At 32.8% G+C, this 8,824-nt stretch carries 10 protein-coding genes and 1 tRNA gene; 8 read left to right on the top strand and 3 right to left on the bottom strand.

Annotation, left to right across the window (positions count from 1 at the left end; translation table 11 throughout):
• Nucleotides 1-87 precede the first annotated feature (87 nt).
• Nucleotides 88-162: transfer RNA gene (locus ABWO08_RS06495), tRNA-Val, on the top strand.
• A gap of 56 nt (nt 163-218) precedes the next feature.
• Nucleotides 219-470 carry a GIY-YIG nuclease family protein gene (locus ABWO08_RS06490; RefSeq protein WP_353084459.1) on the top strand — a complete coding sequence of 84 codons (252 nt, stop codon included), beginning with the start codon at nt 219-221 and terminating at the stop codon, nt 468-470.
• Nucleotides 471-595: 125 nt separating this feature from the next.
• Here the strand turns inward: ABWO08_RS06490 and ABWO08_RS06485 are convergent, their stop codons facing one another.
• From ABWO08_RS06485 to ABWO08_RS06475, 3 genes are read right to left on the bottom strand one after another with little or no spacing between them, the layout of a single operon-like run.
• The gene (locus tag ABWO08_RS06485) at nt 596-1,222 is read right to left on the bottom strand and encodes an alpha-ketoglutarate-dependent dioxygenase AlkB family protein (protein WP_353084457.1); all 627 of its coding nucleotides are present in this window, start codon (nt 1,220-1,222) and stop codon (nt 596-598) included.
• A 7-nt stretch (nt 1,223-1,229) separates the two neighbouring features.
• Nucleotides 1,230-2,540: an ABC1 kinase family protein gene (locus ABWO08_RS06480; RefSeq protein ID WP_353084455.1), complete on the bottom strand. Its 1,311-nt coding sequence runs from the start codon at nt 2,538-2,540 to the stop codon at nt 1,230-1,232.
• The gene (locus tag ABWO08_RS06475) at nt 2,540-3,199 is read right to left on the bottom strand and encodes a TetR family transcriptional regulator C-terminal domain-containing protein (RefSeq protein ID WP_353084453.1); all 660 of its coding nucleotides are present in this window, start codon (nt 3,197-3,199) and stop codon (nt 2,540-2,542) included. Before ABWO08_RS06475 ends, ABWO08_RS06480 begins: the two co-directional genes overlap by 1 nt.
• A gap of 118 nt (nt 3,200-3,317) precedes the next feature.
• Between ABWO08_RS06475 and ABWO08_RS06470 the strand changes: the two genes are divergently transcribed.
• The 6 genes from ABWO08_RS06470 to ABWO08_RS06445 are packed head-to-tail and all read left to right on the top strand — an operon-like array spanning nt 3,318 to nt 8,821.
• Nucleotides 3,318-3,725, top strand: coding sequence for a DUF2452 domain-containing protein (locus ABWO08_RS06470; protein ID WP_353084451.1), 408 nt, complete (start codon nt 3,318-3,320; stop codon nt 3,723-3,725).
• Nucleotides 3,726-3,739: 14 nt separating this feature from the next.
• Nucleotides 3,740-4,387 carry a flavin reductase family protein gene (locus tag ABWO08_RS06465; protein WP_353084450.1) on the top strand — a complete coding sequence of 216 codons (648 nt, stop codon included), beginning with the start codon at nt 3,740-3,742 and terminating at the stop codon, nt 4,385-4,387.
• The gene (locus ABWO08_RS06460; protein ID WP_353084448.1) at nt 4,380-5,888 is read left to right on the top strand and encodes a cryptochrome/deoxyribodipyrimidine photo-lyase family protein; all 1,509 of its coding nucleotides are present in this window, start codon (nt 4,380-4,382) and stop codon (nt 5,886-5,888) included. Before ABWO08_RS06465 ends, ABWO08_RS06460 begins: the two co-directional genes overlap by 8 nt.
• Nucleotides 5,854-5,991: a DUF2256 domain-containing protein gene (locus ABWO08_RS06455; protein ID WP_353084447.1), complete on the top strand. Its 138-nt coding sequence runs from the start codon at nt 5,854-5,856 to the stop codon at nt 5,989-5,991. Before ABWO08_RS06460 ends, ABWO08_RS06455 begins: the two co-directional genes overlap by 35 nt.
• Nucleotides 5,991-7,526: a cryptochrome/photolyase family protein gene (locus ABWO08_RS06450; RefSeq protein WP_353084445.1), complete on the top strand. Its 1,536-nt coding sequence runs from the start codon at nt 5,991-5,993 to the stop codon at nt 7,524-7,526. The genes ABWO08_RS06455 and ABWO08_RS06450 overlap by 1 nt, the downstream gene beginning before the upstream one ends.
• A complete protein-coding gene (locus tag ABWO08_RS06445; protein WP_353084444.1) occupies nt 7,523-8,821 on the top strand; it encodes a DASH family cryptochrome in 1,299 nt (432 codons plus the stop codon). The genes ABWO08_RS06450 and ABWO08_RS06445 overlap by 4 nt, the downstream gene beginning before the upstream one ends.
• Nucleotides 8,822-8,824 lie beyond the last annotated feature (3 nt).

Here is an 8,824-nt window from a genome sequence, read left to right as displayed (position 1 = left end):
GTGCTTCTCTTTTACAGCGTGGTGGTAGTGTGTTCGAACACCTCATCGCCCTAAAATTTTATCCTTTTAATTATAATTAACCTTATCGGGCGATTAGCTCAGCTGGTTCAGAGCACCTCGTTTACACCGAGGGGGTCGGGGGTTCGAACCCCTCATCGCCCACAAAAAAAAACTCCTACATTTCTGTAGGAGTTTTTTTATTTATCAAATATAATTTTATGGTATTTTTTGTCTACATACTCTTCAGTTATTCAAAAGATAAATTTTATATTGGCTTTACTTCTAATATGGAAGAAAGAATTATACGCCATAATCAAAAAAGCAAAGGATTTACTGGAAATAACAATGATTGGAAAATCGTATACTCGGAAACCTTTAGTGAAAAATCTGAAGCTATTGAAAGAGAAAAACAAATCAAATCCTGGAAAAGCAAAATCAAAATTCAAGAACTCATAAAAAATAAAGAGTAATACCGCTTAATTTAGAGCATCCCGATGCAATCGGGAGTGTCGGGGGTTCGAACCCCTTCCCGATAGATCGGAACAAGCAATCGCCCACAAAAAAACTCCAACAGAAATGTTGGAGTTTTTTTTATTTAGAGGTCATTTTTTATTGTCCTAAAAGTTAGGTTTATTCTGGGTTTACTGACTTTTTTTTGAGTTGGAATTCGATGCACCCAATGGTGCTGCAACGCACCACGCATTATTAATAAGGACCCTGAGGTTAACTCGAATTTATACTGCAAACCTTTAATCTCTTTGTGCTTAATGTCAAATCGCCTTGTTTCGCCAATACTTAAAGATGCTATTATTGGGTTGATTCCGAGTTCTTTTTCGTTATCGGCATGCCATCCCATTTTGTCGTTGCCGTCATTATATAAATTTAGCAATACACTTGTGAAATTTGAAGGGGGAATTAATTTTTCAATTTTGCTTTTTATTTCAAGCAGCTCTTTGGTCCATTTATCAGGGTAACAATTTATTCCCGAATACGAATAATTAAATCCTTCGTCTCCATACCAAGCGGTTTTTCGGGGAATTGGATGCGTCTTACCAAATATTGTTATTTGCTCTTGTTTCCAATTGATGGTGTTTTGTAAAACTTCATAGATTTTTTGTGCCTCTTCAGTTGATAAAAAATTTCGCATAAATAAAATTTCTCCATCTAATACTGAAAAAACTTCGAACTTTTTTTCAAATTCATTTTGGCCAAATAAATCCATTAATCTATCAATTACTATATTTCAGAAACTGATTTACAACAATTTTTGCTTTTAAATCGTACATCAAATTATACAATCCAAAAAAGGTTCGATTCATGTAAATAAAATGTTTGGAACCTCTATTACCATTCATTTTTCTTAGATTGGTATCATTAGCAAATCGCTCTCCTAGTTTTGCAATATCGCCAAAAAACTCAGGATCAGAAAAATCAAAAGTCGCTTCTTGAAATGGCTTGGTAAACAAATACAATAAATCATAAAACATTGAAGTGAAATATTCTACCTCTTCATTTGAATCATCAACTCTAAGGATTTCCAATTCAAATAATATATCAGAAAATAATTTTGGATTATTAATTATGTTCTTGTCAATTAATTGAAAATAAGGGATGTAAAAATCATTTGGGATTTTTTTCATACATCCAAAATCAAGAGCAATCAATTGATTTTCATCATTCACCATGAAATTACCTGGATGCGGATCGGCATGTACTTTCTTCAAAAAATGAATTTGATACATGTAAAAATCCCATAATGCTTGACCAATCTTATTCCCTATTTCTTGGTCTTTATTTATTTTAGAAAATTCAGAAAGGTGAATTCCTGTCATCCAATCCATGGTGATAATTTTCTCGGTAGAATATTCGGTATAATAAGCAGGAAAAACTAAATTTTCAATTTTATTACACGCAGCAACAACTTCTTGACTTTGTTTTATTTCCAATAAATAATTGGTTTCCTCAATCAATTTATCTTCTACTTCCTTAAAATATTTATCCGAATCTTTACCCTGAAGGTTAAACATTCTAATAGCAATGGGCTTTACCAAAGCCAAATCGGATGAAATACTATTGGCAACTCCAGGATATTGAATTTTTACAGCTAAGTTTTTTCCGTTTTTTGCTGCTTTATGCACTTGCCCAATACTTGCCGCATTTACAGAATTTGGATTAAAATCATCAAAAATTTCATACGGAGATTGACCCAAATTGGTTTTAAATGTTTTCAAAACTAATGGTGCCGAAAGCGGCGGAACAGAGAATTGCGAAAGAGAGAATTTTTCAACGTAAGCTTGCGGTAAAAAATTTTTATCCATACTCAACATCTGAGCTACTTTAAGCGCACTACCCTTTAAACTTTTTAAGCCGTCATAAATATCTTCAGCATTATTTTCATTAAGCTTGTCTTTACTTAAATCGGAATTAACCAATTTTTTTCCATAATACTTCAAATAATTAACGCCCACTTTTGCTCCAGTTTGGACTAATTTGGATGCTCTTTGAATTTTTGATGTTGGGATATAGTCTATTGTTTTCATTATTTGGTATATACTTTTTCTTTAAATAGAAATTTCCCAAAATCAAAAAGACTATCCAATGGAAATGCATTCATTAATTCGAAAGCAGTATTAATTGATTTCTCTATATATAAATCGGTTTTTTCTAAAGCAGGTGAACTATCATCCAACCAAAATTTCATTGTCAATACCAATTGAACCCAAAAAGATTCTTGGATGGCTTTTTCTTGAATATTTTGAAGTCGTTCCTGTTTTAAAAGTATCCCTTCTGAAATAATTTCGGATACAAATTGAATATAATGTGTTCTTAAACTTGATAATTGCATTAAGCTTTTAAGTTGATTACCGTGGTCTTTTAAAGCCAATGTTACATAACTTCTATTTGCAGTTAAAAGTTCAAAAAAAGTGAAATTAAAACTTAACAATTTTCCTTTCATATCATAAGATTCATAATCGCCCTCTTTTTGTATTAGGTGAAGTGTATTTTCAAAAAAGATTTTGAAAATTTCTTTCTCAAGAATTTCGATCGTTCCAAAGAAATTATAAAATTCCGTTTCAGAAATAGAATTGTATTTAGAAAATTGATAAACTGATTTTGGCTTTTCATTATGTTCTAAAACATAATTCATATACATAGATACTAACGCATCTTTTGTAAGTGTTGCATTTTTTGTTGCCATATTTGATAAATTTTATTGGTGTAAAGATAAATATTGTTTAACAATTTTGTACATTTGTTAAACAAAAATATATGTTAATTTTTTAATTTCAAAAAACTCGCACTTAAATCATTAAAAAATGAAGAAAGAAAGACCAGACAATGTAGTTTATAATGACGAAACCGGATATAATTCAAGTTTATTAAATTATCCTACTAATGTTGGGGCACCTGTTATAAAGATTGACAACATTGTTTCTTGGAAAAGCAGAAATATTAGTGCTGTAAACAAAGAATTTGAAAATAAATTCAACGAGCTTAAACTTCAATATGAAAAATTATTGCAGGAATTTGAAAACAACGAATTGGTGTACAATTCCACTTTTTCGTTTGAGCCTGTAATTGGAGAAATATATCATCTGTACCGAGGCGAAGACGGAATAAATTTCTTATCACTGATTTCTCCTTTAGAATGGAACAAAGAACATATTGGAACTTTCAAATTGAACAGTGACAAAAAGTGGGTTTCGATTGATAAATTGAGTTAAATATACCCAAACTAATGATAAAACATTTCACATCGGAAACCTTACTAGATATAGAAAAACACGAAAGAGCACATTTAATAAATAGCTTGGGCGGATTTAAAAGTCTTACACTTGTTGGAACTTCCGATAGTAAAGGAAATACAAACTTAGCGGTATTCAGTTCGGTTTTTCATGTGGGAGCCAATCCGCCATTAATTGGTTTGATTTTTCGTCCTTCACCACCTGAACGAAATTCCTATTCGAATATTATCGAAACTGGTTTTTACACGATAAATCATGTAAACGAAACCATTTATAAGCAAGCGCATCAAACTTCGGCGCGTTATGATAAAGAGATTTCAGAATTTGAAATAACAGGATTAACACCAGAATACAAAGATGCTTTTTTCGCACCCTATGTTAGCGAAAGTAACATCCAATTGGGGATAGAATTCAAAGAAAAAATTGACCTTACCATCAACAATACTATATTAATTATTGGCGAAATAACCCAAATATACATTCCGGAAACATGCTTGTCAGCAGACGGATTTATTGACTTGGAAAAAGCAAATACTGTTACTTGCTCCGGTCTTGACAGCTATCACAAAACGGTTCAATTAGATCGATTGAGCTACGCAAAACCCAACAAAGAAGTAAGTTCCATTCTGAAAATTGAATAAAAAAAAGATAAATATTGTATGGTTTAAGCGTGATTTAAGATTTGTAGATCACGGGCCACTCTTTCTTGCACAAAAAGAAGGGATTCCTATTTTATTGGTCTATTTTTTTGAACCTTCTGTAATGTCTTTTGATGATTCCGATGATCGGCATTGGCGTTTTATTTATGAATCGATTTCAGCAATGCAATTGAAACTGGCTGAAGTTTCCTCCCAACTGTATTATTTTCATAATGAAGTAGTACCAGTATTTGAAGAATTGACAAAAGTGTATGATATCAATACGGTTTTTTCTCATCAAGAAATTGGAAATGCTGTCACTTATAAAAGAGATATTGAAATGCAGGCATATTTCAAAAATAATAATATTATTTGGAATCAAACGCAACAGCATGGTGTAATTCGAGGGTTGAAAACACGAAAAGACTGGGATCTCAAATGGCAAAAAGTGATGCAAGAAATGCCAAAAATGGCAGCTATCAACGCTATTAAATTTGAATTATTAGAATCCGATTTATATTCAAAATTAAAAGGAAAAGAACTGTCCACAGCAATAACAACTCGAAATGGAAACTTTCAACAAGGAGGAGAATATTGGGCTTGGCGTTATTTAAATAGTTTCCTAAAAGAGCGACATGAAAATTATAGTAAACACATTTCTAAACCAAGTTTAAGCCGAAAAGGTTGCAGCAGATTATCTCCCTATTTGAGCTATGGAAACATAAGTATGCGGATGGTTTATCAGTATACTAATCAGCATTATGAATCTTCAAAAAATAAAAGAGCATTATTAAATTTTGTTTCTCGATTGCATTGGCATTGTCATTTTATGCAAAAATTTGAAGACGAATGTCGCATGGAATTTGAAAATGTAAATCGAGCTTATGATGCAATGGTTAAACCAAAAAACGAACACTATATTAAGGCCTGGCAAGAAGGAAAAACCGGAATCCCAATCGTAGATGCTTGCATGCGCTGCGTGGTCGAAACGGGCTATATCAATTTTAGGATGCGCGCCATGGTGGTTTCGTTTTTTACTTTCAATTTATGGCAAGATTGGCGGGAATTGCATTTTTTAGCGCGTCAGTTTTTAGATTATGAACCCGGAATTCATTATCCCCAATTGCAAATGCAGTCGGGTACAACCGGAATCAATACCATTCGAATTTACAATCCCATAAAAAACTCTGAAGAACATGATTCTGAGGGTGAATTTATCAAAAAATGGTTGCCCGAATTGGCCCAAATTCCTGCAGCTCAACTACACGAACCATGGAAATTAAACGAAATAGAACAGCAATTTTATAGCTGTGAAATTGGAAAAGACTATCCATTTCCTATTGTTGATATTGAAGAAACCCGAAAACAAGCGAGCGAAATCGTTTGGAGTTTCAGAACAAAAGACGAAGTCAAAAAAGAAGGATCTAGAATTTTACAAAAACACGTAACAAACCCAAATAAAACAAAAAATGCGAGGAGTAAAAAAACAAAATCTACCCAATAAAATATGCCTCGTTTGCAACAAGCCCTTTTCCTGGCGAAAGAAATGGGAAAAAGTTTGGGAGGAAGTAAAATATTGTAGTGATAAATGCAGAATGAATAAATAATGAAGAAAACTTTAAGATTAATTTTAGGAGATCAATTAAATTCCAATCATTCTTGGTTCAATTCTGTTGAGGAATCGGTTACTTATGTCATGATGGAAGTTCGAACAGAAACAGATTATGCGCAACACCACATTCAAAAAGTGGTCGGGATTTTTGCAGCCATGCGTGATTTTGCTTCCCAATTAAAATCAAATGGACACCAACTGATTTACCTTCAATTAAACGATTCAGCTAATTTTCAATCATTTGACAAAAACATAGAAAAACTGATTTCAGAACAACAGTTTACGCACTTTGAATATCAATTACCAGATGAATACCGACTTGATATCCAATTAAAAAAACTATGTGAATCGATAACAATTTCAAGTACTGCTGTAGACTCGGAACATTTTTTTTCAAGCAGAAATGAATTAGGTGATTTCTTTGAAGGAAAGAAAACCTATTTGATGGAAAGCTTTTATAGATACATGCGAAAAAAGCATACAGTTTTGATGGAAGGTGACAAACCGCTAACAGGAAAATGGAATTATGATCTGGATAACAGAAAGAAGTTACCCAAAGGACACAAGCCAATTTTTCCTTTAGTTTTTGAAAATGAGGTAACTTCAATTCACGAAGAAATTAAGAAAACAACGATTAAAACTATTGGAAATATTAATGCAAAACAATTCATTTGGCCAATAAACAGGACTCAATCATTTGAATTATTAGACTATTTTGCTACGGAATGCTTACCGCTATTTGGAAGTTATCAAGACGCAATGATGCCCAATGAATGGTCGTTGTATCATTCGCGCATTTCGTTTTCCATGAATATAAAATTGATTTCTCCAAAAGAAGTTATTGAACGAGTTACTGCCGAATGGGAAAAACGATCACACGAAATTGAATACCATCAACTGGAGGGTTTTGTTAGACAAATAATTGGCTGGAGGGAATACATGCGTGGAATTTATTGGAAACAAATGCCCAATTATGCTACCTTAAATTACTTCGATAATACAGCGCCATTGCCAACATGGTTTTGGACAGGCGAAACCAAAATGACTTGTTTGAAGGATGCGATAAATCAATCTTTAGAATATGGTTATGCACACCATATTCAACGCTTAATGATAACTGGAAACTTTGCTCTTTTGGCTGGCGTTCATCCAGATGAAATTGATGCTTGGTATCTTGGTATTTACATGGATGCCTTTGAATGGGTAGAAATAACAAACACTCGCGGAATGAGTCAATTTGCAGATGGCGGAATTGTAGGCACTAAACCCTATGTGAGTTCGGCATCCTATATTGATAAAATGAGCTCTTACTGTGGCTCTTGCCAATATAATAATAAATTAAAAGTAGGCGATAAAGCCTGCCCTTTCAATAGTTTATATTGGAATTTTTACGATCGAAATAAAAGCAAGTTAGCTTCCAATCCTCGTATAAATATGATGTTGAATGTATGGAACAAAATGAAACCTGAGGATAAAGAGGCATTATTATTACAAGCTGATTATTATTTAAAAAACATCAATGATTTATGAAAACTACGGTAATTTGGTTCAAAACCGATTTAAGGTTAAACGATAACGAAACGCTTGTTAAAGCAATTGCACAAAGCGATCAAATTATTCCTGTTTATTGTTTTGATGAATCGCATTATGGAAAATCAGATTTCGGATTTGAAAAAATCGGAAGTTATAGAGCTACATTTTTATTGGAATCAATCCAAGATTTAGATAAAAATCTTAGAAAATTAGGTTCCGGACTTATTATTGTAAAAGGAAAGCCAGAAGAAGAAATCCCAAAAATAGTTAAGCAGTATAATGCCAACAAGGTAGTTGCAAAAAGAGAAGTTGCATTTGAAGAAAAAAGAACGGAGGCTCTAGTTCAAGAGGCTTTGTTTAAAATAAAATGTGAATTTGAAACCTTTAGCACCAGTAATTTATATCATGCTGAAGACCTACCCTTTTCTATAAAAAATATTCCTGATGTTTTTACAAATTTCAGAAAACAAACTGAAAAAGAAGCCCAAATAAGACCTGCATTTGAAACGCCAAACAAGATAAATTCACCTGAAATAGAGCCTGTTGTAATTCCATCAATTGAGGAATTAGGTTTATCATTTCAATCCATAGATTCGAGAGCAGCAATCGTTTTTAAAGGAGGAGAAAATGAAGCATTAAAAAGATTAACACATTATTTTGATGAAACAAATTCTATTTCAACCTATAAAGAAACACGCAACGGATTAGTAGGCGCAGATTATTCTTCAAAATTTTCGGCTTGGCTCGCTTTGGGATGTATTTCACCTCGATTCATCTATCAGGAATTAAAAAAATACGAACAAAAATTTGGATCAAATGAATCCACTTATTGGTTGGTTTTCGAATTGTTATGGCGTGATTATTTTAGATTTATCATGAAGAAATACAATGCTAAACTGTTTCTCCAATCGGGAATAAAAACGAATGAAGTTCAAATAAACGATACGAATTCTATAAATCTGGAAGCTTGGATTAATGGCAAAACTGGTGTTGATTTTGTTGATGCCAACATGATTGAATTAAAACTAACGGGGTTCATGAGTAATCGTGGGCGTCAAAATGTTGCCAGCTACTTGTGTAACGATTTAAAACTAGATTGGAGGTTAGGTGCTGCCTATTTTGAGCAACAATTAATCGATTATGATGTATGCAGTAATTGGGGTAACTGGGCTTATCTTGCTGGTGTTGGCAATGATCCGCGAGAAAAAAGATATTTCAATATTGAAAAACAAGCTGCTCAGTACGATAAAAACAAAACCTATGTCAATTTATGGCTGAAATCTAAATTATAGCTA

The organism is Flavobacterium sp. (assembly GCF_040383245.1).
In the GTDB taxonomy this organism is placed as follows: Bacteria; Bacteroidota; Bacteroidia; order Flavobacteriales; family Flavobacteriaceae; genus Flavobacterium.
Note: the sequence above shows the minus strand (reverse complement) of the source record. Positions and strands in the feature narration are given on the sequence as shown.